Origin of the sequence: Stenotrophomonas sp. NRRL B-14846 (assembly GCF_050473585.1) — a bacterium.
In the GTDB taxonomy this organism is placed as follows: domain Bacteria; phylum Pseudomonadota; class Gammaproteobacteria; order Xanthomonadales; family Xanthomonadaceae; genus Stenotrophomonas.
The window spans coordinates 141,210-161,011 of sequence record NZ_JBFLUN010000023.1 but is presented as its reverse complement, the minus strand read 5'-3'; the positions used below and the strand labels follow the sequence as shown (position 1 = coordinate 161,011).

Annotated in this window: 18 protein-coding genes; 8 read left to right on the top strand and 10 right to left on the bottom strand. The window is 67.9% G+C overall.

The genetic code is table 11. The features are described from left to right. From motA to AB1281_RS22560, 4 genes are all read left to right on the top strand, one after another. Nucleotides 1–855: a flagellar motor stator protein MotA gene (motA, locus tag AB1281_RS22575; protein ID WP_005407915.1), complete on the top strand. Its 855-nt coding sequence runs from the start codon at nucleotides 1–3 to the stop codon at nucleotides 853–855. Between the two features lie 3 nt (nucleotides 856–858). Continuing rightward, nucleotides 859–1,797, top strand: coding sequence for a flagellar motor protein MotB (motB, locus tag AB1281_RS22570; protein WP_430347104.1), 939 nt, complete (start codon nucleotides 859–861; stop codon nucleotides 1,795–1,797). A gap of 97 nt (nucleotides 1,798–1,894) precedes the next feature. Next, nucleotides 1,895–2,383 (top strand): hypothetical protein, encoded by a 489-nt coding sequence (locus AB1281_RS22565; RefSeq protein WP_430347103.1) that lies wholly within the window; start codon nucleotides 1,895–1,897, stop codon nucleotides 2,381–2,383. Between the two features lie 13 nt (nucleotides 2,384–2,396). Next, a complete protein-coding gene (locus AB1281_RS22560; RefSeq protein ID WP_004153991.1) occupies nucleotides 2,397–2,672 on the top strand; it encodes a DUF4031 domain-containing protein in 276 nt (91 codons plus the stop codon). Nucleotides 2,673–2,769: 97 nt separating this feature from the next. On the opposite strand, the gene AB1281_RS22555 is transcribed toward AB1281_RS22560, so the two are convergent. Further along, nucleotides 2,770–3,312, bottom strand: a complete 543-nt coding sequence (locus tag AB1281_RS22555; RefSeq protein ID WP_014035834.1) for a DUF6630 family protein — start codon at nucleotides 3,310–3,312, stop codon at nucleotides 2,770–2,772. Nucleotides 3,313–3,402: 90 nt separating this feature from the next. Between AB1281_RS22555 and AB1281_RS22550 the strand changes: the two genes are divergently transcribed. Beyond that, nucleotides 3,403–3,651, top strand: a complete 249-nt coding sequence (locus AB1281_RS22550) for a DUF3297 family protein (RefSeq protein ID WP_012509930.1) — start codon at nucleotides 3,403–3,405, stop codon at nucleotides 3,649–3,651. A gap of 106 nt (nucleotides 3,652–3,757) precedes the next feature. Here the strand turns inward: AB1281_RS22550 and AB1281_RS22545 are convergent, their stop codons facing one another. From AB1281_RS22545 to AB1281_RS22535, 3 genes are all read right to left on the bottom strand, one after another. Further along, nucleotides 3,758–5,407, bottom strand: a complete 1,650-nt coding sequence (locus AB1281_RS22545; RefSeq protein WP_014035832.1) for a Na+/H+ antiporter — start codon at nucleotides 5,405–5,407, stop codon at nucleotides 3,758–3,760. Nucleotides 5,408–5,524: 117 nt separating this feature from the next. Further along, a complete protein-coding gene (locus AB1281_RS22540) occupies nucleotides 5,525–6,313 on the bottom strand; it encodes a dioxygenase family protein (protein WP_049424806.1) in 789 nt (262 codons plus the stop codon). A gap of 31 nt (nucleotides 6,314–6,344) precedes the next feature. Beyond that, nucleotides 6,345–6,755 (bottom strand): DoxX family protein, encoded by a 411-nt coding sequence (locus tag AB1281_RS22535; RefSeq protein ID WP_075675478.1) that lies wholly within the window; start codon nucleotides 6,753–6,755, stop codon nucleotides 6,345–6,347. A 96-nt stretch (nucleotides 6,756–6,851) separates the two neighbouring features. Here AB1281_RS22535 and AB1281_RS22530 point away from each other — a divergent pair, with 96 nt between their 5' ends. Beyond that, entirely contained in the window at nucleotides 6,852–7,733 is an 882-nt protein-coding gene (locus tag AB1281_RS22530; RefSeq protein ID WP_014035829.1) for a LysR family transcriptional regulator, read from the top strand. 95 nt (nucleotides 7,734–7,828) lie between these two features. On the opposite strand, the gene AB1281_RS22525 is transcribed toward AB1281_RS22530, so the two are convergent. Beyond that, nucleotides 7,829–10,891: a bifunctional diguanylate cyclase/phosphodiesterase gene (locus AB1281_RS22525; RefSeq protein WP_430347102.1), complete on the bottom strand. Its 3,063-nt coding sequence runs from the start codon at nucleotides 10,889–10,891 to the stop codon at nucleotides 7,829–7,831. 176 nt (nucleotides 10,892–11,067) lie between these two features. Here AB1281_RS22525 and AB1281_RS22520 point away from each other — a divergent pair, with 176 nt between their 5' ends. After that, nucleotides 11,068–13,179, top strand: a complete 2,112-nt coding sequence (locus AB1281_RS22520) for a M13 family metallopeptidase (protein ID WP_430347101.1) — start codon at nucleotides 11,068–11,070, stop codon at nucleotides 13,177–13,179. Between the two features lie 193 nt (nucleotides 13,180–13,372). On the opposite strand, the gene AB1281_RS22515 is transcribed toward AB1281_RS22520, so the two are convergent. Then, nucleotides 13,373–14,302, bottom strand: coding sequence for an oxygenase MpaB family protein (locus tag AB1281_RS22515; RefSeq protein WP_430347100.1), 930 nt, complete (start codon nucleotides 14,300–14,302; stop codon nucleotides 13,373–13,375). A 309-nt stretch (nucleotides 14,303–14,611) separates the two neighbouring features. Here AB1281_RS22515 and AB1281_RS22510 point away from each other — a divergent pair, with 309 nt between their 5' ends. After that, nucleotides 14,612–15,226: a hypothetical protein gene (locus AB1281_RS22510; protein ID WP_014035825.1), complete on the top strand. Its 615-nt coding sequence runs from the start codon at nucleotides 14,612–14,614 to the stop codon at nucleotides 15,224–15,226. Between the two features lie 39 nt (nucleotides 15,227–15,265). Here AB1281_RS22510 and AB1281_RS22505 read toward each other — a convergent pair whose 3' ends face one another. The 4 genes from AB1281_RS22505 to AB1281_RS22490 all read right to left on the bottom strand — a co-directional run bounded on the left by AB1281_RS22505 (nucleotide 15,266) and on the right by AB1281_RS22490 (nucleotide 19,503). Further along, nucleotides 15,266–15,610: a hypothetical protein gene (locus AB1281_RS22505; RefSeq protein ID WP_014035824.1), complete on the bottom strand. Its 345-nt coding sequence runs from the start codon at nucleotides 15,608–15,610 to the stop codon at nucleotides 15,266–15,268. A 35-nt stretch (nucleotides 15,611–15,645) separates the two neighbouring features. Then, nucleotides 15,646–16,416, bottom strand: coding sequence for a LytR/AlgR family response regulator transcription factor (locus AB1281_RS22500; protein WP_430347099.1), 771 nt, complete (start codon nucleotides 16,414–16,416; stop codon nucleotides 15,646–15,648). Next, entirely contained in the window at nucleotides 16,406–17,665 is a 1,260-nt protein-coding gene (locus tag AB1281_RS22495) for a sensor histidine kinase (RefSeq protein WP_164119093.1), read from the bottom strand. Before AB1281_RS22495 ends, AB1281_RS22500 begins: the two co-directional genes overlap by 11 nt. A gap of 188 nt (nucleotides 17,666–17,853) precedes the next feature. Beyond that, nucleotides 17,854–19,503, bottom strand: a complete 1,650-nt coding sequence (locus AB1281_RS22490) for a M28 family metallopeptidase (protein ID WP_430347098.1) — start codon at nucleotides 19,501–19,503, stop codon at nucleotides 17,854–17,856. Between the last annotated feature and the right edge of the window lie 299 nt (nucleotides 19,504–19,802).

The following is a 19,802-nucleotide window of genomic DNA, read 5'->3' as shown; positions in this document are numbered from 1 at the left end:
ATGCTCATCATCGTTGGATTCCTGGTCGTCATCATCAGCGTGATCGGGGGCTACCTCGGTGCCCACGGCCGCCTGGGTGCCCTCTGGCAGCCCTACGAACTGGTCATCATCGGCGGCGCCGCGCTCGGCGCCTTCCTGGTCGGCACCCCGGCCAAGACGGTCAAGCAGACCCTGCAGGCCATGGTCGGCGTGTTCAAGGGCCCGCGCTACAAGCAGCAGGACTACATCGATGTCCTCAGCCTGCTCTATGAACTGCTCAACAAGGCCCGCCGCGAAGGCTTCATGGCGCTGGAAGACCATGTGGAGCGGCCGGCCGAGAGCGCGCTGTTCGGCAACTACCCCAAGGTGCAGGCCGACCACCACCTGATCGACTTCATCACCGACTGCCTGCGCCTGATGATCGGCAGCAACATCGAGCCGCACGAGCTGGAGCCGCTGCTGGAACTGGAGCTGGAAAAGCACCATGCCGAGGCAATGGCACCGTCGCAGGTGCTGACCAAGGTCGCCGACGGACTGCCCGGTTTCGGCATCGTCGCGGCGGTGCTCGGCATCGTCATCACCATGGGCTCGATCGGCGGTGACATCGTCGAGGTCGGTGGCCACGTGGCCGGCGCGCTGGTCGGCACCTTCCTGGGCATCCTGCTGGGCTACGGCTTCGTCGGCCCGATGGCCGCCGCCATGGAAGCGCGCGCCGAGCAGGATAGCCGCATCTACGAATCGGTGAAGACCGCCCTGCTGGCCTGCCTGCGTGGCTACAACCCGAAGATCGCGCTGGAATTCGCCCGCAAGACGCTGCCGTCGAACGTGCGTCCGGCCTTCTCCGATTTCGAGCAGCACCTGAAGACGGTCAAGTAAGCCATGGCCGAGACCAAGCCCACCGTCATCGTCCGCCGGGTCAAGAAAGCCGGCCACGCCGCCCATCATGGCGGTTCGTGGAAGGTGGCCTATGCCGACTTCGTGACCGCGATGATGGCGTTCTTCCTGGTGCTGTGGCTGATGGCCACCACCAACAAGAACGACCGTGCGGCCATTTCCGAGTACTTCCGCAACCCCAGCCCGCTGAGCGGGCAGAACGCCACGCCGGCGCCCGGCATGGCCGGCCCGGGTGGCGCCAGCACCTCGATGATCAAGCTGGGTGGTGCCACCGACATCTCGCGGGGCAGCAGCAACGATCCCTTCCAGAACCAGAAGGAAGCGGTGCCGCAGCCGGTGGACCAGCAGCAGCGCGACAAGCAGCAGCTGGAAGCGCTGATGAAGGAACTGCAGGAAGCGATCAGCAGGAGCCAGGCACTGGAGCCGTTCAAGGACCAGCTGCTGCTGGACCTGACCCCGGAAGGCCTGCGCATCCAGATCGTGGACAAGCAGAACCGGCCGATGTTCGACCTCGGCAGCGCCACGCTGAAGCCCTATACGCAGCAGATCCTGCACGAGCTGGCCAACTACCTGAACCACGTGCCGAACCGGATCAGCCTGACCGGCCACACCGACATCACCGCCTATTCGGCCGCGCGCGGCTACGGCAACTGGGAACTGAGCGCCGATCGTGCCAACGCCGCACGGCGCGCACTGGTGGACGGTGGCCTGGAGGACAGCAAGATCACCCGCGTGGTCGGCCTGTCTTCGTCGGTGCTGTTCGACAAGGCCGACCCGCAGAACCCGATCAACCGCCGCATCAGCATCGTGGTGATGACCCAGGCCGCCGAAGCGGCCGCCCTGGCCGGTGCCGGCCCGCAGGTGGGATTGTCGGCCCCCGCCGCCGACCCGGACGTGCAGGCCGCGCAGGGGCCGGCGCGCTGAATCGGGGTCAGATCCCTTTCCACGGGAAAGGGATCTGACCCCACCTGCACGCGGCCGCTACAATGGTGGTCTTTCCGTTTCCAGGTGACCCCACCCCATGTCCCAGAACTCCAAGGCCAAGCGCGACAAGCGCAAGAAGCAGCAGGCCAAGCGCCCGTTCCTCCGCCTGAACGCCCAGCAGCAGGTGCAGAACCATGCCGTGCTGACCAACGAAGACGGCCAGGTGGTTGCGGCCATCGGCCTGCAGGGCCGTGAGTGGCTGCTGGCCATCGGCGGCCAGACCATGGGCAACGCCGAGAACCCGGTGCCGATGCTGGCCATGCTCAAGCACCTGGCCAACGTGCAGGAGAAGGAAGGCCGCAAGGTCAACCTGGAGTACTCCGAACTGCTGCAGAAGCTGCTGGACACCCTGGCCGCCGAATCCGAGCAGACCGCTGACGAGTACCTGGACAAGCTGGTCGCCGAGTTCGAAGGCGTCGACGCTGCAGAGGCCGAGGAAGGCGAAGCCGCCGAGGGCGACGTGGCCGAAGACGCCGCTGCCGAGGCCACCCCGGCCGCTGACAGCGACAGCAAGCCGCAGGCCTGAACCGGCCGCGGCGGTGACGGTCTACGTCGATGACGCGGTGCATCCCTGGCGCGGACAGCGCTGGGCGCACCTGATGGCCGACACCCTGGCCGAGCTGCACGCGATGGCGGCGCAGCTCGGCATTCCCCCGCGGGCCTTCCAGAACAAGGCCAGCGGCGCCCACTACGATGTCACTGCCGAGCTGCGCGCGCAGGCGATCGCGCTCGGTGCGCGGGCGATTTCCCGGCACGCCGACCGCGAGCTGGTCAAAGCAGTGATCGCCAACGCCAGGGCGCAATACCGGCCGTAGGCAGCCGTGGGTGGCTACCGCTTGCGCGCTGGGTGGGGCTATCACTTGCCAAGGTTGGCATCCCCCCATAGGCGGGCTCCGCACCCACCTGCCCTGCTCAGAACGGGTCGCTGCCCAGCCGGATTTCCACGTTCAGCAGCGAGCACAGCGCCAGCATCGCGTCGTCGTCGCGGGTCAGCGCCATCACGCCGGTGAAGCCGTCGCTGCCGGCATCCACGCTCCACAGCGTGTAGTTGTGCTCGCGCAGGCGGTCGAAGGCGGTGGACATCAGCTGCACGCCGTCCAGGTCTTCGGTGAAGTCCTCGTCGTCCAGGTCGCCGCCCCAGTCCAGCTGCAGGTTGAAGCGCGCCGACAGCTCGTTCACCGCCGACTGCAGCGATTCCAGGTCGTCACGCTCGACCTCGAAACCGGACTGCCAGGCAATGGCCGTGAACAGCGCCGGCAGCCAGTCGCTGTCCGCTTCCAGCGGCTGCCCGTCCTCGGCCAGGTGCTCGCGCCAGCGGTTGAACTGCTGCAGGGCCAGCTCTTCGTCGCCCGGGTTGATCAGCACCAGCAGGTTCCAGACCCGCGCCTCGAAGCCCTCCTCGTCGAAGTCGTGGATGTCTTCCTCGAAGTCGAAATAGTCGCTGTTGTCGGGCATGGCGGAACTTCCTCTGGGGCAGGCCGGCATTCTACGGTTTATCCTGTGCCGCTGAAGCCGGCCTTGGTGGCCGTCACTGTGAACGAAGCGATGAGCGATACCCCTCCCGACCACCTGGCGATCAACCCGGCCAGCCCCTTCCATGATGCGCAGGCGCTGGAGCGCGGCGTCGGCGTGCGTTTCAACGACGTCGAGCGCGACAACGTCGAGGAATACTCGGTCAGCGAAGGCTGGATCCGCGTGCAGGCCGGCAAGGCCCGCGACCGCCGCGGCAACCCGATGACCATCAAGGTCAAGGGCAAGGTCGAGGCGTATTTCCTGGAAACGAAGCCGGAATAAGTGGCTTTTGTAGAGTCGAGCCATGCTCGACTGCTTTCCGTTCCGGGTTCATGACGCCGGGGGCAAGAGCAGTCGAGCATGGCTCGACTCTACGGATGTACGCTGGTCATTCGCGCTTGCGCGATTCCAGCAGGTCCAGGTTGCGGATCAGGCGCCGCGAGATCTCGTCGGAGATCACCCCGCGCCGGGTCAGCCGGAACAGTTCCTCGCGCTCGGCATTCAGGCCCGCGCTGCGCAGCTGGCGGTAACCCAGTTCCATGCGCCGCACTTTCTCCGGGTCCACGTCGGGCCCGTCGTTGTCCTTCTCCAGGTGCCGCTGGTACAGCAGGCTCACCCGCGAGGCAGCATCGTTGTACAGCTGCACGTTCTCGGTGTTCTGGTTCATCACCAGCTGCTGGCGCATGCGTTCGACCCCGGCCAGCGCGGCCTTGGAGGACAGCTTGCGTGCCAGGTCCTCTTCCTTGCGCTCGCCCGAATCGGCTGGCAGCTGCAGGCCCTTCAGCAGCTGCGGCAGCGCCACGCTGGCGCCGATCAGCGAGAACAGGATCACCGCCGCGGCCAGGAAGATCACCAGGTCGCGCGCCGGGAACGCACTGCCATCGGGCAGGAACAGCGGCAGGGTCAACACACCGGCCAGGGTGATCGCGCCGCGCACGCCGGCCACCGAGGTCGCCACCACGATGCGCCAGTTCGGCGCCTCGCCCCGCTCCAGGCCGCGGCGGCGCGCGCGCAGCAGGTTCCAGCGCAGCGACAGCCATACCCACAACAGGCGCAAGGTGATCAACGCCAGATTGATCACCACCACGTACACCACCAGCCACCACGCACTCTGGTGGCCGGACTCGTTCATGGTGGTGGTTGCGCGTTCGACGATGCCCGGCAACTGCTCGCCGAGCAGCACGAACATGATGCCGTTGAAGCTGAACTGCAGCATGTTCCAGACCCCCGCACGCTGCACGCGCATGCTGCCGGAAACACGGCCGGTCAGCTCGACGTAGCTCATCGCGATACCGGCGGCGACTGCGGCGAGGATGCCCGAGGCATGGATTTCTTCGGCCAGCAGATAGGCCGCGAACGGGATCAGCAGGTTGACCAGCATCGCGGCACCCGGCTCTTCGCCGAAGCGGCGCCACAACCAGCGCTGGAACGTGGACACGCCGAGGGTGACCGCCACGCCCACGGCAAGGCCGGCCACCGCCACCCACAGGAAGGTCAGCGAGGCCGTTGCCAGCGAGAAGGAGCCGGTCATCACCGCCGCCACCGCGAAACGGAAGCAGACCAGGCCGGACGCATCGTTGAGCAGCGACTCGCCTTCCAGGATGTGCATCAGTCGCTTGGGGATCGGTGCCTTGGAGGCGATCGCCCCGACCGCCACCGGGTCGGTCGGCGACACGATGGCCGCCAGCGCGAAGCACACCGCCAGCGGCATCACCGGAATCATCCAGTGGATCAGCAGGCCGGCGCCGATCACGGTGAACACCACCAGGCCGAACGCCAGCTCGAGGATCGCGCCCTTGTCGCGGAACAGGCCCTGCTTGGGGATGCGCCAGCCATCGAGGAACAGCAGCGGCGGCAGGAACAGCAGGAAGAACACCTCCGGCTCCAGCGCATGGCCGCGGTTGAACACGCCGGCGATCACCGCGCCCAGGCCGATCTGCACCAGCGGCAGCGGCAACGAGAACGGGAGGACGCGAACCAGGTAGCCGCTGGCGACAACGGCCACCAGCATCGCCAGGACGACTTCAATGGTATGCATGCTTCTTCCAGGAAGCGGCGCGCGGGGAGGCTCGAGGGCCAGCGCCGGAAACCCGGAAAAAACTACCACATGCGGCCATGACCGCGACGGCCGGGGCCGTCGCGCGTCAGCCCCGGCTCATGCCCCGTCGAAGCGGTACAGATCCATGGCAAGGAAGCCGGCATCGATGCCGGCGTCGATGCGGCGTGCACCGAAGCCGCCCTCGCCGGCCGCGCCCATCGCGAAGAACAGCGGCAGCAGGTGCTCGTCGGTCGGGTGCGCGCGTTCGGCGAACGGCGCCTGCCGGCGGTAATCCAGCAGGGCCTGGCGGTCATCGGCGGCCAGGCGCTGCTCCACCCACTCGATGAAGGGCCGCACGTACGGCGCTTCCTTGCCGTCCTGGTAGTCGCCCCAGTCGTGCAGGTTGTGGGTGATGCTGCCCGAGCCGACCAGCAGCACGCCCTGCTCGCGCAGCGGTGCCAGCGCGCGGCCGAGCGCGAACTGGTGCTCGGGGCCGAGCATCGGCTGGATCGACACCGGCACCACCGGGATGTCGGCCTGCGGGCGCAGCAGCCGCAGCGGCACCCAGGCACCGTGGTCGAGGCCACGCTGCGGGTCGAGTGCCACCGGCAGGCCAGCGGCGGCGATGCGGCCGGCCACCTCTTCGGCCAGCGCCGGATCGCCCGGCGCCGGGTACTGCAGTTCGAACAGCGCGCGCGGGAAGCCGCCGAAGTCGTGGATGGTCGGTGGCTGCGGATGCGCGCCGACCAGCGGCTGCCGGCCCAGCCAGTGCGCCGAGGCCATCACGATGGCGCGCGGCGTCGGCAGGTCGCGCGCCAACTCGGCCAGGCGCACGCCGACCTGGCCCGGATGCAGGGCGGTCATCGGCGAACCATGGGAGATGTACAGCGAAGGCAGGCGGGACATGGAATTCTCCAGTTGCAGGGTCAGGCGGCGATCAGCGCGAACGCAGGGTCCACTTGCCGTCGCCGACCAGGAACAGCACCACCAGCGCCAGTGCCCAGAACGCCGGGTATTCCCAGCCACCACCGGCATTGGCGAAACCGAAGCCGTTGGCGCCATGCACGGTGACGATGGTGCCCAGCAGCAGCGGCACGCCGACCAGGCCCACCCAGCGGGCGTAGATGCCCAGCAGGAGCGCGACGGTGATCACCAGCTCGACGCCGATGGTGAGGTAGCCGAGCACGCCGGGCAGGCCCAGCGACTCGAAGAACGCCGCCGTACCGGCCGGGGTGAATACCAGCAGCTTGGTCAGCGCATGCACCAGGAACAGCACGCCCAGGGCCAGGCGCAGCAGGGTGGCGCCGTACGGGGCCAGCGGCGAAACAGGAGCGGTCGTGGTGTGCATGGGGAAACACCTTGAAGGGAGTGGGCACAGGTTATTGCGCCCCCGCGAGCCAATAAATACGATGGATTGACCGTATTTATTTCAAAAGGCGCAACAATGGACACCCTCGAGGCGATGCGCGTGTTCGTGGCGGTGGTCGAGCGCAACGGCTTCAGTGCCGCCGCCCAGGCCCTGGACATGTCCACCGCCGGCGTCACCCGCCAGGTCGCCGCGCTGGAAAAGCGCCTGTCCACCCGCCTGCTCCACCGCACCACGCGCCGGGTCAGCCCGACCAGTGCCGGCGCCGCCTACTACGCCCAGTGCGTGCGCCTGCTGGCCGAGTTCGACGCACTGGAGGCCAGCATCGGGGCGCAGGCGCTGGAGCCCTCCGGCACGTTGCGCATCAACGCACCGGTCAGCTGGGGCATCGCCCGCCTCGGCCCGTTGCTGGCCAGCTACCGCGAACGCTACCCGCAGGTGGAACTGGACCTGGCCCTGTCCGACCGCCTGGTGGACATGGTCGAGGAAGGCTACGACGTGGCCATCCGCATCACCCGCGAGCCCGGGCCGACGCTGATCGCGCGCCGCCTGGGCGAATCGCGGGTGAGCCTGTGCGCCGCGCCGGCCTACCTGGCCGCACGCGGTACGCCACAGACGCCGCAGGAGCTGCAGGCCCACGCCTGCCTGAGCTACAGCTACTGGGCCGCGGGTGACCATTGGCCGCTGCAGGGGCCGGGCGGCGAAGTAAAGGTCTCGGTGAGCAGCCTGCTGCACGCCAACAACGGCGACGTGCTGCGCGAAGCGGCGATCGCCGGCATGGGCGTGATCCTGCAGCCCGACTTCCTGCTGGAAGACGCACTGGCCGACGGCCGACTGGTGCGTGTACTGCCCGAGTGGGAGGCCTCGCCGATCGGCATCTTCGCGGTCTATACCAGCCGCAGCCACCTGGCACCGAAGGTGCGCAGTTTCATCGACCATCTGGTGGAAGCCGGGGTATAGCCGAGTCTGGCGCCTGCCGGTAGTGCCGGCCGCTGGCCGGCAATCCAACACATCCCGGTCCTGGGCGAATGCCGGCCAGCGGCCGGCACTACCACTTAGGCGGCCACTTCATCCAGCGCGTCGATGATCCGTTCCAGCGGCGCCGGCCGCCCCAACAGGTAGCCCTGCACCTGGTCGCAGCCGTGCGCAGCCAGCCAGTCCAGCTGCCCCGGCGTTTCCACGCCCTCGGCGATGATGGTCAGGCCCATGCTGTGGCCCAGTGACAGCAGCGCGCGGCAGATCGAGGCATTGCGCGGATTGGTTTCCACGTCGGCGACGAAGCTGCGGTCGATCTTCAGGATGTCCAGCGGCAGGTGCTGCAGGTACGACATGCTGGAATAACCGGTGCCGAAATCATCCAGCGACACGCTGATGCCCTGCTCGTGCAGGCGCTGCATGGTCTGCATCGCCTGCGCCGGCTTTCGCATCAGGCTGCTCTCGGTCAATTCCACGTGCAGCGCACCGCGGGCCAGGCCGAACTCCTGCTGGGCGCGGGTGAACTCGGCCACCAGGTCGCTGTTGAAGAACTGCACCGCCGATACATTCACCGCGATCGGCAGCTCACCCCAACCGGCCTCGACCAGTCGACGCTGCGCCTTCGCCGCCGCGCGGATCACCCAGCGGCCCAGCGCCAGGATCAGCCCGGTGTCCTCGCACAGCTGGATGAACTCGTTGGGCGGAATGAAGCTGCCGTCGGCCTGCGGCCAGCGCAGCAGGGCCTCCAGCGCAGCCGGGCTGCCATCGCTGGCATGCCGGATCGGCTGGAAATACAGCTGGAATTCGTTGTCGATGGCGGCGTGGATGCGCCCGGCCAGGCGCAGGCGATCGGCCAGGCGCGTGGTCACCGCCGCGTCGAACCAGACCACCACGTTGCCCTCGGCGCGCGCCGCGTGCGCGGCCTGTGCAGCCATGCCGATCACCTGCTCGGCGCTGTGGCCGTCACCGGCGATGTGCACGGCCACGCCGATGCGCGGCTCGAACTGGTGCAGCGAATCCTTGCCGCGCATCGGCGCAGACACGATCTGCAGCAGGTCGTCCAGCACGCGCTGGGTATCGTGCTCGGCACCGATGGCGAACACGAAGTCTTCCGCCGGCTGGAATGCCAGCGTGCCGCAGCGCGCACCCAGGCCACCGAGCCGGGTCGCCATCGACTGCAGCACCGCATCGCCGATCTCGCGGCCCAGCGTATCGGCCACCAGCTGCAGGCCGCGCAGCTGCACGAAGGCGATGGTGTAGCCCTCCTGCTGCTCGTCCAGCTGTTCGGTCAGGGCGCGCACGTTGAGCAGGCCGGTGGCCGGGTTGTGCCGCGCCTGGTAGGCCAGGTCACGCTCGTAGGCCAACCGTTCGCTGACATCCTCGGCCAGCACCAGGCACGCGGGCTGTCCGTCGAAATCGAGCCTGGACAGGTGGGCGCGCACTTCGAACACGCTGCCGTCCTTGCGCCGGTGCAGGCGCACGGTGGCGTCCTGAAGCTCGCCAACGCGGGCCTTGGCGATCGCACCTTTCACCTCATCCCAGCCTTCGCGCGGGCGGATGTCGAGGATGCTCATCGCCAGGAACTCGTCGCGGCTGTAGCCGTACTGGCGCACCGCCGCATCGTTGACCTCGATGAAGCGCAGCGTATCCGGGTCGAACACCCAGAACGGCGCCGGGTTGCGGTCGAACAACAGGCGGAAGCGGCGTTCCACCTCGCTCACCTGTTCGCGCGCCTGGTAGCGCTCGCTCAGGTCGGTCAGCGCACCGATCATGCGCCGCTCGCTGTCGGCCACTTCCACCCGCTGGCCACGCGCGCCCACCCAGCGCACCTCGCCCCCGGGCAGTACCAGGCGGAACACCTGGTCGAGCACGGCGCTGCCGGCGAAGGCCTGGTCAAAGGCCTGCTGCAGGCGCGCGGCATCATCGCGATGCACGCGTGCGAAGAAATCGGCAACCGGCAGGGCATCGGTCTGCACCCCGAAGATCTCGCGCGCCAGCGGTGACCAGCGCAGCAGTGCGGCATCCTCGTCCACGTACCAGGTACAGACGCGCCCGACCTGGTGTGCAAGGCGCAGCTCGGCGTGGCCTGCCTTCAGCTCCTCGGCCATCGCCTGCTGGCTGCGGGTGCTGCGGCGCACCGCGTACAGCAGCACCAGCAACACCGCGATGTAGGCCAGTACGATCGCCACCGACGCCTGCAGGTACGGCCACCACGGCGCCAGTACGTCTTCGTCGGCCAAGCCGACCTGCACCGCCAGCGGGCTGCGTTCCAGCGTGCTGATGGTGATGATGCGCGGCACGCCGTCGACGGCGCCGGGCAGGCTGCCCAGCTCGACCACCGCCTGCTTGCCGAGCAGGTCACGGCGCGGCAGATCGTAGCGGCGGCCCACCGTGCCGTGTGGATCGGGCACGCGGGCCAGCATGTAGCCCTCGGCGTCGCTGATCGAGACCAGTCCGTTGGGGCCGACATCGAGGCCGCCGACGATGCGCTGCAGTTCGCCACAGCGCAGCCGCGCCAGCAGCCAGCGGTCGCCGGCCATCGGCAGCGCCAGCGGAACCACCCAGCCGCCATCACTGGCCCGCTGCGGCGGGCCGATGTACAGCGCGCTGCCTTGGCCGCGGCGCTGCGGGTCGGTCCACAGCGGCAGGTTCAGGTCACCTTTGCCGGCCGTCAGGGCGCGGCCATAGCTGTCCAGCACCACGATGCTGTGCAGCTCGGCATGCCGGCGCAGCACGCCGCCGATGGAGGCATCAAGCAGCGCCGGCGCCTGTGCCGGCACGCTGCGGAACACTTCAACGGCATCGGCGGCGATGCCGGACATCGCCCGCTCCAGGTTGCGCAGCTCCAGCGCCAGCAGGCGCTCGCTGCCCACCGCCAGTGCACGGCTCTGGCGCTGTGCGGCCTCCAGGCGGCGGTGGTGGTCGTTGGCCAGCATGGTGGTCAACCCGGCCACCAGCAGAATGCCCAGCAACACCCCGCCCCAGGTAATGGCGCGCAGCGGCCGGGCCAACGCCCGTTTCAGCGCGGGCATCGGTTGATCTTCCTTGTGCAGTCGGCTGGCTTCATGCGCGAACGAATCCTCCACGTCCCCGACCTCAACGGCCGGCGGACGCCATTCTTGACGCCTGACCCCGTCCTGCATGGCCACCTCCCCGTGTCCGCGCAGGGCTCCAGGGTCCAGCATGCACCACCCCGGTGACGGCGTGAAGATCGCGTCTCCGCGTTCAGCCAGATCCTGCACAGGGCGGGCCGCCCAGGGGGGCGGCCAGTGGCGCTGGAGCGGATTAGACTTGGGGTTTTCCGCTGCAAGAGAAGTCCATGTCCAAGCTGCGCCGTCCCACCCTGGCGCTGGCCATCGTTGCCAGCCTGTCCCTGGCCGCCTGTGACCGCCCGGCCGACCCGGCCGCCGGTGCCACCGCGCCGGCCGATGCCGCACCCGCTGCGGCCAAGCCGATGCTGGGCAGTTTCGGCTTCGATGCCAGCGGCATGGACCGCAGCATCGCCGCCGGCGATGATTTCTTCGGCTTCGCCAACGGCACCTGGGTGAAGAACACCGAGATTCCGGCCGACCGTTCGCGCTTCGGCAGCTTCAACGTCATCGCCGAGAAGACCCTGGCCGATACCCGCGCGATCCTTGAAGGCGCCGCCGGCAACACCCAGGCCAGCGGTGACGACAAGCTGATCGGCGATTACTACGCCGCCTACATGGACGAAGCTGGCATCGAGCAGCACGGTCTTGCGCCGGTGCAGCCGCAGCTGAAGGCCATCGATGCGATCGCCGACAAGGCCGGGCTGGCCCGTGCCCTGGGTGGCGACCTGCGCGCCGACGTCGACCTGCTCAACGCCACCAACTTCTACACCGACCGCCTGTTCGGCCTGTGGGTGTCGGTGGACATGCTGCAGCCCGACCGCACCGCGCCGTACCTGGTGCAGGGCGGCCTGGGCATGCCCGATCGTGATTTCTACCTGGGCGATGGCCGCATGGCCGAACTGCGCAAGCAGTACCAGGCCTACATCGCGCAGATGCTGCAGCTGGCCGGCGTCGCCGACCCGGCCGGCAAGGCGCAGCGCATCCTGGCGCTGGAAACGAAGATCGCGCAGGCGCACGCCACCCAGGAAGAAACCAACGACGTGACCAAGGGTGCCAATCCGTGGACCCAGGCCGACTTCGCTGCGAAGGCACCGGGCATGGACTGGAACGCTTTCCTCGATGCGGCCGCGCTGGGCAACCAGCAGGACTTCATCGTGTGGCAGCCCAAGGCCGTGGCCGGCCTGTCCAGGCTGGTCGCCACCGAGCCGCTGGACGCCTGGAAGGACTACCTGGCCTTCCACGCGCTGGATCGCGCCGCCGCCTACCTGCCGAAGAAGTTCGCCGATGCCCGCTTCGCCTTCCACGGCACCGCGCTGAGCGGCACGCCGCAGCAGAGCGACCGCTGGAAGCGCGCGGTGGACGATGCCAACCATGCGGTCGGCGAAGCGATCGGCAAGCGCTACGTCGAGAAGCACTTCGACGCGAAGACCAAGGAGCGTGCGGACGAGATGGCGAAGAACATCATCGCCGCCTTCGCCAAGCGTATCGATGCACTGTCGTGGATGTCGCCGCAGACCAAGGCGCATGCCAAGGCCAAGGTCAACGGCCTGACCGTGGGCATGGGCTATCCGGAAAAGTGGCGCGACTACACCGGCCTTGAGATCCGCCGTGATGACCCGCTGGGCAATGCACAGCGCGCCGAGCTGTTCGAGTATCAGCGCAACATCGCCAAGCTGGGCAAGCCGGTCGACCACAGCGAGTGGGCGATGCTGCCGCAGACCATCAATGCGATGAACGTGCCGCTGGAAAACCGCCTGGTGTTCCCGGCTGCGATCCTGCAGCCGCCGTTCTTCGACGGTGCGGCCGACGACGCGGTGAACTACGGTGCGATCGGCGCGGTGATCGGCCACGAGATCAGCCACGGCTTCGACAACGCCGGCGCCCTGTTCGACGAGATCGGCAAGCTGCACAACTGGTGGACCGCCGAGGACCTGAAGCAGTTCAATGCTGCCGGTGATGCGCTGGCCGCGCAGTTCAGCAGCTACGAGCCGTTCCCCGGCGTGCACGTGAACGGCAAGCTGACCCTGGGCGAGAACATCGCCGACGTGGCTGGCCTGGGTACCGCCTACGATGCCTACCAGCTGTCGCTGCAGGGCAAGCCGGGCCAGACCCTGGAAGGCTTCACCCCAGACCAGCGCTTCTTCCTCGGCTTCGCCCAGGCGTGGCGCAGCAAGAGCCGCGAGCAGGCGCTGCGCAATTCGCTGCTGACCGATGTGCATGCACCGGGCCAGTTCCGCGCATTGACCGTGCGCAACATCGACGCCTGGTACCCGGCCTTCGAAGTAAAGGAAGGCCAGAAGCTGTACCTGGCCCCGGACAAGCGGGTCAAGGTGTGGTGATGTAACCGGAACGGGCGCCGCAAGGCGCCCGTTTCATTTCCGGGTAGCGGTCAACCTTGGTTGGCAGGCTTCAGGCATCCACGCATGGCGTGGATCTGCTGACCTTCCCGGACAGGTACGCATTGGTAGTAGTAGTTCCACGCCATGCGTGGATGAAGCCTTGCGCGCAACGCGTGCCAACCAAGGTTGGCACCTACCGGGCAACCGCAGGCCACTCGCGCAACACCACCACCGGCACGCCCATGCGCGCACAGGCGCGGCTGGCCAGGCCATCGGGCAGCGCGCGACGGAACAGTGGCGCCATGCCCTGCATCAGCTTCGCCGACGCCGACGCCTGCGCGCGCTGGCGCGCACTGCGTTCAAGCATGCCTTCGGCCCAGTCCGGCAGCAGTGCCGCGCCCGCACCCAGGAACACTTCGCGCGACAGCCCCGGCACCGGTACCGGCAGGCGCACCCCGGACAGTACCTCCAGCACCTCGCGCGAGCGCTCGTCGACGCGCAGCTCCGGCTGCCGCGCACAGAAGTACGCCGCCACTTCCGCTTCGCTGCGCGGCACGTCCACCGCGCCCAGCGCTTCGGCCACGCAGCGGTACTCGTCGTAGTAGCGGTCGGCGATGTGCGCCGGCACCTCGCGTCCGTAGCGCCGGAAGCCCTGCAGGAACCCGAACGCCTCGGTCACATGCACCCAGGTCAGCAGCTGCGGATCATCGGCGGCGTAGGGTTCGCCCTGCGCGGTCTGCCCGCGGATCTGCGCATGGATGCGGCGCACCTTGGCCACCAGCGCCTCCACCTCGCCGCTGGGCGCATAGCTGGTGCCGGCAACGAAGGCCGTGGTGCGGCGCAGGCGACCCACCAGGTCCTGGCGGAAATTGGAGTGGTCATAGACCCCGGCCAGCGCGCGCGGGTGCAGGGTCTGCAGCATCAGCGCGCAGAGGCCACCGGCGAGCATCGAGGGGAATTCGGCATGCAACCGCCAGGTCACGCTGTCCGGGCCGAACCAGCCCGGGTCGCCCTGCGGATGGTCGTAGTCGATGCCGCTCTGGCCACGCGGGAAGGCCTCCAGTACCCAGCGCCGGATCGGCGCGGTGACGGGGCGGGAGAGTCGCTGCAGCAGAGCCGGCATCGCAGGTCCAGGAAAGGCGGAAGAACGGCCGCAGGTTGCGCGGTCGCCCCCGATTCTGGGCGATCACGACGGCGGCGGCGAGTATCCGCGCTCAGCCACGGTTCCATGTGCAGCCGCAGCACGTTTCACCCTGCGACATCCTGTCGCAGGCTGCGACCACGATGCTGCGCCGCACCAAGATTCACCCATTCAGACAAAACCCTTACGCCGCTTGGCATTGCGCCCATTGCACGGCTCGCTGGAAGTGCTAGAACTGAACCCGCCACACCGTCCAACGCTGATCGACGCACGTTCCACAAGGAGCCAGCCATGATTGCTTTGTTCAAGGGTTTGGGACTACTGCTTCGCGACAACGAGCTCTACAGCAGCCCGTTCGAAAAACAGGTCGCGCACTGGCGCAGCCTCAGCGAGCAGCAGATCCGCGATGAAGTGGCTGTGCTGGCCCAGGCCAAGTGCCAATGGCTGATCGCCTCGATCGTCGGCTGGCAGGCGGCCTCGCTGCTGATCCTCGGCCTGATCACCAACTACCTGTGGCGCGACGATTACCACATCACCTTCACCCGCGTGGTCGTGGTGTTCGGTTCGTGGATCTCGATCCTGTTCGTGATCTGGTTCATGGCCAACATGTTCGACCGTACCGCCGGTTTCGAGCGCTGGATGAAGGCCTTCAACAGCCGCGCCCGCATCAGTTCCAAGGCTGACAGCGTCGAGCACGTGGCCGAGGCGCTGGACCTGGCCGAGCACTACCCGGAAGTGCTGGACTACAAGCAGGCGGTCACTGCCAAGCGCGAACTGCGCCATGAAGACATCCGCATCATGACCGAGATCGGGCGCATGAAGCAGCACTCCGAACTGGTCGGCCGCCTCAACCATGTGGGCGAGACCGAACACCACCATGACCTGACGCTGCAACCTGCCTACTGACCCTTCAGGGAAGCGGGGGGACCCACAATGCCACCGTGATCACTCACGGTGGCATTGTTCTATCGGGTCCTGGCTGACGCACTGGCGGAAGCCGTTGGGCAGGCCACGCATGGCCTCGGTCTTTCCCACTGCCACCGCGAACCGGCGCAGCGGCGGCGTGGCACACGCCGCGTCAGGGCTGCAGGCCGGATCAAGCACCAGGTAGTGGCAGGCGCCACTGCTGCTGGCAATGCACTGGAAGCGTGCCTCGCCATCGACGACGGTGCCCTTGCTGTACAGCGTATCCACGCCGTTGGCCTGGGTGCGGGTGATCGAGGTATTGCGGGATTTTTCGCAGCCGGCAAGCGCCAGCACGACGACGCACGCAATCAACAGTCGGGGCATGTTCGTTCCTCGGTGCAAGGGCGATGCTGCTGCGGCTACATGCCGCGGAACAGGCTCATGAACGGCTGGCTGACCACCAGTGTTTCCGTGCGCCGGCGCAGGCGCAGCACGCCGCGCCCGGTATCGTCGCGGCTCACCGCCGCCACCGCCTTCATGTTGACGATGGTGGAGCGATGGATCTGGCGGAAGTGCTGCGGATCGAGCACTTCCAGCAGCTCACGCAGCGGTGTGCGCAGCAGGCTTTCGCCGGCGGCGGTGACCACGGTGGTGTATTTGTTGTCGGCGCGGAAGTAGGCCACGTCTTCCAGCATGATCAGCTGCGTCTCGCGGCCGTTGCTGGCGGTGATCCAGGCAAGCGGCGGACGCTCCGCTGCGCCCTGCGATGGGCCCAGCCGCTGCAGCAGGCGCTCCAGCACGGCATCGTCCTGGCGCGTTGATGGCAGCCGCGACAGGATGCGCTCGCGGGTGGCCAGCAGGCGCTCGTCGCTGACCGGCTTCAACAGGTAATCCATCGCGCCCTGCTCGAACGCATCGATGGCGTACTGGTCGTAGGCGGTGACGAACACCACCTGGGTGCGCGGGCTCAGTTCGGACAGCGAGCGCGCGACCTCGATGCCGCTGATGCCGGGCATGCGGATGTCGAGGAAGGCGATGTCCGGCTGCTTCTCGGCCAGCTGCTCCAGCGCGCTGGCACCGTCCTCGCACTCGGCCACCAGTTTGAGGTCCGGCCACAGCCGGCCCAGCTGCTCCACCAGTGACTGCCGCAGCAGTTCTTCGTCTTCGGCGATCAGGGCTTCAAGCGGCATGGCTGCGCTCCTTGTGCGACTGCGGCAGGGTCATGGTCGCGGCCACGCCGCTGGGGAAGTTGGCGACGATCGCCACGCCGGCCTGCTCGCCGCAGGTCAGGCGCAGGCGTTCGCGCAGGTTCTTCAGGCCGATGCCGGTACCGCTGGTGCCCTGGCCGAAGCCGAGCCCATCGTCGGCCACGGTCACGGTCACGTGGTCATCGAAGCCGCGCGCCAGGATCCAGATCGTGCCACCGCCGGGCTTGGGTTCCAGGCCGTGCTTGATCGCGTTTTCCACCAGCGTCTGCAGTGCCATCGCCGGCAGGTGCACGCCGTGCAGTTCGTTCGGCACCTGCACTTCCACCGCCAGGCGTGCGCCCATGCGGATGCGCAGGATTTCCAGGTAGGCACGGGTGCGGTCCAGCTCCACGCCCAGCGTAGATACCGATTCGTCCACCTGCGGCAACGAGCTGCGCAGGTACTGGATGAGGTGGCCCAGCATCTGCTCGGCACGCGCCGGGTCAGTGCGGGTCAGCACCTGCGCATTGGCCAGCGTGTTGTAGAGGAAGTGCGGCTCCACCTGCGCGTGCAGCAGGTTCAAGCGCGCCACCGACAGCTCCTTTTCCACTTGGGTCTGTTCGGCGGCGGCCTGCTCGTCACGGCGCTGGTCGGCGACGCGGCGGCTGATCGCGCGGGTGACCGCTTCGGCGTTCTCGTAGTTGCTGCCTTCGTCCAGCGCCAGCAGGTCGGCCCACCAGCCGGCATCGGGTTCGAACAGCAGGGTGACGGTGCTGGTGCCCTGCCCCGGCGTGACCGTGGCCAGCACGCTGTTGCGCTTGATCGCCAGCCGCGCCGGCAGGTTCCAGCGCGACGGCTGGCGGCCGTTCCAGAGGTCGACGCGGCGAACATAGGCGCGCACCTGCAGGCTGCCGGCCGAGCTTTCCACATCCTCGACGCGCGGCAGTTCGGCGATTGCCGCTTCCACCACGGCGTAAGCCTGGCCGGCATCCATCGGCAGTTCCACCTGGCGGCGCTGGCGCCCGGACAAGGTGGTCGAATCCAGCCGTCCGGCGACCAGCCAGACCCGTCGTACATGGGTGATCGCGCTGCCCAGCGCGGAGATCATCAGGAACATCGCCAGCAGGCCGAAGACCCAGCCGGGGCCATCGTTCATGCCGCTGAAGATGCCGCTCCAGACCATGCCGGCGACAACCAGCGCGGCAGCCCAGGCCAGCAGGTGGCGGATCAGGAGAGAGAGGCTGGCGAACACGGCGGCGCCTTGGAGGAAGGGGGTGAGCCGAGCATAGGGCGGCCCGCCGGGCAAGCAAGCGGGCTGCGACGAAGGCCGGGAAAGTGGGGATGGAAGCCATTCTGGTAGAGCCGGCCGCTGGCCGGCTCCCCATGACCTCCGCAAGCATCACAAGGTTGCCGGCCAGCGGCCGGCACTACCGAGCGCCCTTACCTGCGCTGGTCGGCGCTGGCGTCACGCACGGCGCGGAACGACTCGTCCTTGCTCCAGTTCGGCCAGCTGCGCGAGTTGGCCAGCTGGTTGCCCAGCGTGTACAGCACTTCCAGGTCGCGGGCGGCACCGGCGAACACCCAGTCCGGCTGCCATTCGTCGCCCTGCTGGTGGTAGCGCTTGGCGGTGTAGTCCTCGGAGGCCTTCTTGCCTGCGGCCACGCCACCGTCCACCCAGTCCTGGCCGGCCGACCAGGACAGCGCCGGCACGCCACGCTTGGCGAACGGGAAGTGGTCGGAGCGGAAGAACAGGCCCGCTTCCGGCTTCGGGTCCGGCGTGTAGCGGATATCCCAGCCCTTGGCCACGTCCTTCAGCTGGTCCAGCAGCTCGAAGCGCGCGGCACCGTAGATGCCGAAGTCACGCGACGGGCCGAATGGCGCCATGCCATCCATGTTGATCACCGCCACGGTCTTTTCCAGCGGGTACAGCGGGTGGGTGGCGTAGTACTCCGAACCCAGCAGGCCCTTCTCCTCGGCGGTGACCGCCAGGAACAGCAGCGAGCGCTGCGGGCGCTTCTCCTTGGCGAAGCCACGGGCCAGTTCGATCAGCGAGGCAGTACCGCTGGCATTGTCCAGTGCGCCGTTGAAGATGCGGTCGCCACGTGCGTCCGGTTCACCCACGCCGATGTGGTCCCAGTGCGCGCTGTAGATGATCGTCTCGTCCGGGTGGCTGCTGCCCTCCAGGCGTGCGGCCACGTTGTGCGAGGTGATCACTTCGGTCTTCACCGCGTACTTCGCGTCCAGGCTGGCACCGGTCAGCGGCACCGGGGTGAAGTCGCGCTGCTGCGCCTTCTTCTTCAGCGCCTCGAAGTCCTGCCCGGCGGAGCGGAACAGCTCCACCGCCAGGTCGCGCTGGATCCAGCCTTCCAGCAGCGGATGGCTCTCGGCCGGGTTGTCGCGTACCACGTCGAACATGGTGTTGGTGTTGGAACCGGCCACGGTGGCCCAGCCATACGACGCCGGCGCGGTCTCGTGCACGATCAGCACGCCCAGCGCACCCTGGCGGGCGCCTTCCTCGTACTTGTAGGTCCAACGGCCGTAGTAGGTCATGCCCTTGCCGTCGAAATCACCCTGTCCGGTTTCGAAGTCCGGATCGTTGATCAGCACGACAGCGATCTTGCCCTTCAGGTCCACGCCCTTGAAGTCGTCCCAGTTGCGCTCCGGGGCCTTCACGCCGTAGCCGAGGAACACCAGCGGGGCCTTGCTGATGTCGACGTTGCTGGCGCCGTTCATGGCGGCACGCACGGCGATCTGCTTGCCCTGCTCCAGCGCAACGGTCTTGCCGCCCTGGTGCAGCGCCAGCTGCGGTGCGCCGACGATGTCGCCCTTGCGCAGCGGCACGGCCTGGGTCCACAGGCGCTTGCCGTCCTTGAGGTCGCCGCCCGGCTGCAGGCCGGCGTCGGCGAACTGCTTGCTGAGATAGGCGATGGTCTTCTCTTCGCCGGCGGTGGCCGGCGAGCGGCCTTCGTAGGCGTCGGAGGCCAGTTCCTTGACGTCGGCGGAGATCCGCGCGCCATCGAATTTCGGGGTGGCCGCCATCAGTGCGCTCGACACCGACAGGGCCAGCACGCCCAGTACCACTCGTTTCATTGCTCTCTCCAGCAGGGAAATCCTTCTGGAGTGTAAGGGGTTCGGCAGGGCTGCGCCCTGCACCCGCAGAAACAACGGCAACGGCCGAAGCAACAGCAAAAGCTGGTTTCCTGAGGGCAGGCGGGGTGGGTCCGGTTGCGGGGGACGCCGTAAATACGTCCATGTAGGCTCGGTCGCCGCATCCATGCGGCTCACGCCCCCGCAACCGGACTCACCCCGCCTTCGACAGGTTCCCGCTGCCGTTGGTAGGTGTCGACCTTGGTCGACACGGACGGAAACAAGAAGGGGTCAGATCCCTT

Coding starts and splice junctions, on each gene's coding strand:
- motA (WP_005407915.1), top strand. CDS start 1: ATGCTCATCATCGTTGGATTCCTGGTCGTCATCATCAGCGTGATCGGG.
- motB (WP_430347104.1), top strand. CDS start 859: ATGGCCGAGACCAAGCCCACCGTCATCGTCCGCCGGGTCAAGAAAGCC.
- AB1281_RS22565 (WP_430347103.1), top strand. CDS start 1,895: ATGTCCCAGAACTCCAAGGCCAAGCGCGACAAGCGCAAGAAGCAGCAG.
- AB1281_RS22555 (WP_014035834.1), bottom strand. CDS start 3,312: ATGCCCGACAACAGCGACTATTTCGACTTCGAGGAAGACATCCACGAC.
- AB1281_RS22550 (WP_012509930.1), top strand. CDS start 3,403: ATGAGCGATACCCCTCCCGACCACCTGGCGATCAACCCGGCCAGCCCC.
- AB1281_RS22545 (WP_014035832.1), bottom strand. CDS start 5,407: ATGCATACCATTGAAGTCGTCCTGGCGATGCTGGTGGCCGTTGTCGCC.
- AB1281_RS22540 (WP_049424806.1), bottom strand. CDS start 6,313: ATGTCCCGCCTGCCTTCGCTGTACATCTCCCATGGTTCGCCGATGACC.
- AB1281_RS22535 (WP_075675478.1), bottom strand. CDS start 6,755: ATGCACACCACGACCGCTCCTGTTTCGCCGCTGGCCCCGTACGGCGCC.
- AB1281_RS22530 (WP_014035829.1), top strand. CDS start 6,852: ATGGACACCCTCGAGGCGATGCGCGTGTTCGTGGCGGTGGTCGAGCGC.
- AB1281_RS22525 (WP_430347102.1), bottom strand. CDS start 10,891: ATGCAGGACGGGGTCAGGCGTCAAGAATGGCGTCCGCCGGCCGTTGAG.
- AB1281_RS22520 (WP_430347101.1), top strand. CDS start 11,068: ATGTCCAAGCTGCGCCGTCCCACCCTGGCGCTGGCCATCGTTGCCAGC.
- AB1281_RS22515 (WP_430347100.1), bottom strand. CDS start 14,302: ATGCCGGCTCTGCTGCAGCGACTCTCCCGCCCCGTCACCGCGCCGATC.
- AB1281_RS22510 (WP_014035825.1), top strand. CDS start 14,612: ATGATTGCTTTGTTCAAGGGTTTGGGACTACTGCTTCGCGACAACGAG.
- AB1281_RS22505 (WP_014035824.1), bottom strand. CDS start 15,610: ATGCCCCGACTGTTGATTGCGTGCGTCGTCGTGCTGGCGCTTGCCGGC.
- AB1281_RS22500 (WP_430347099.1), bottom strand. CDS start 16,416: ATGCCGCTTGAAGCCCTGATCGCCGAAGACGAAGAACTGCTGCGGCAG.
- AB1281_RS22490 (WP_430347098.1), bottom strand. CDS start 19,503: ATGAAACGAGTGGTACTGGGCGTGCTGGCCCTGTCGGTGTCGAGCGCA.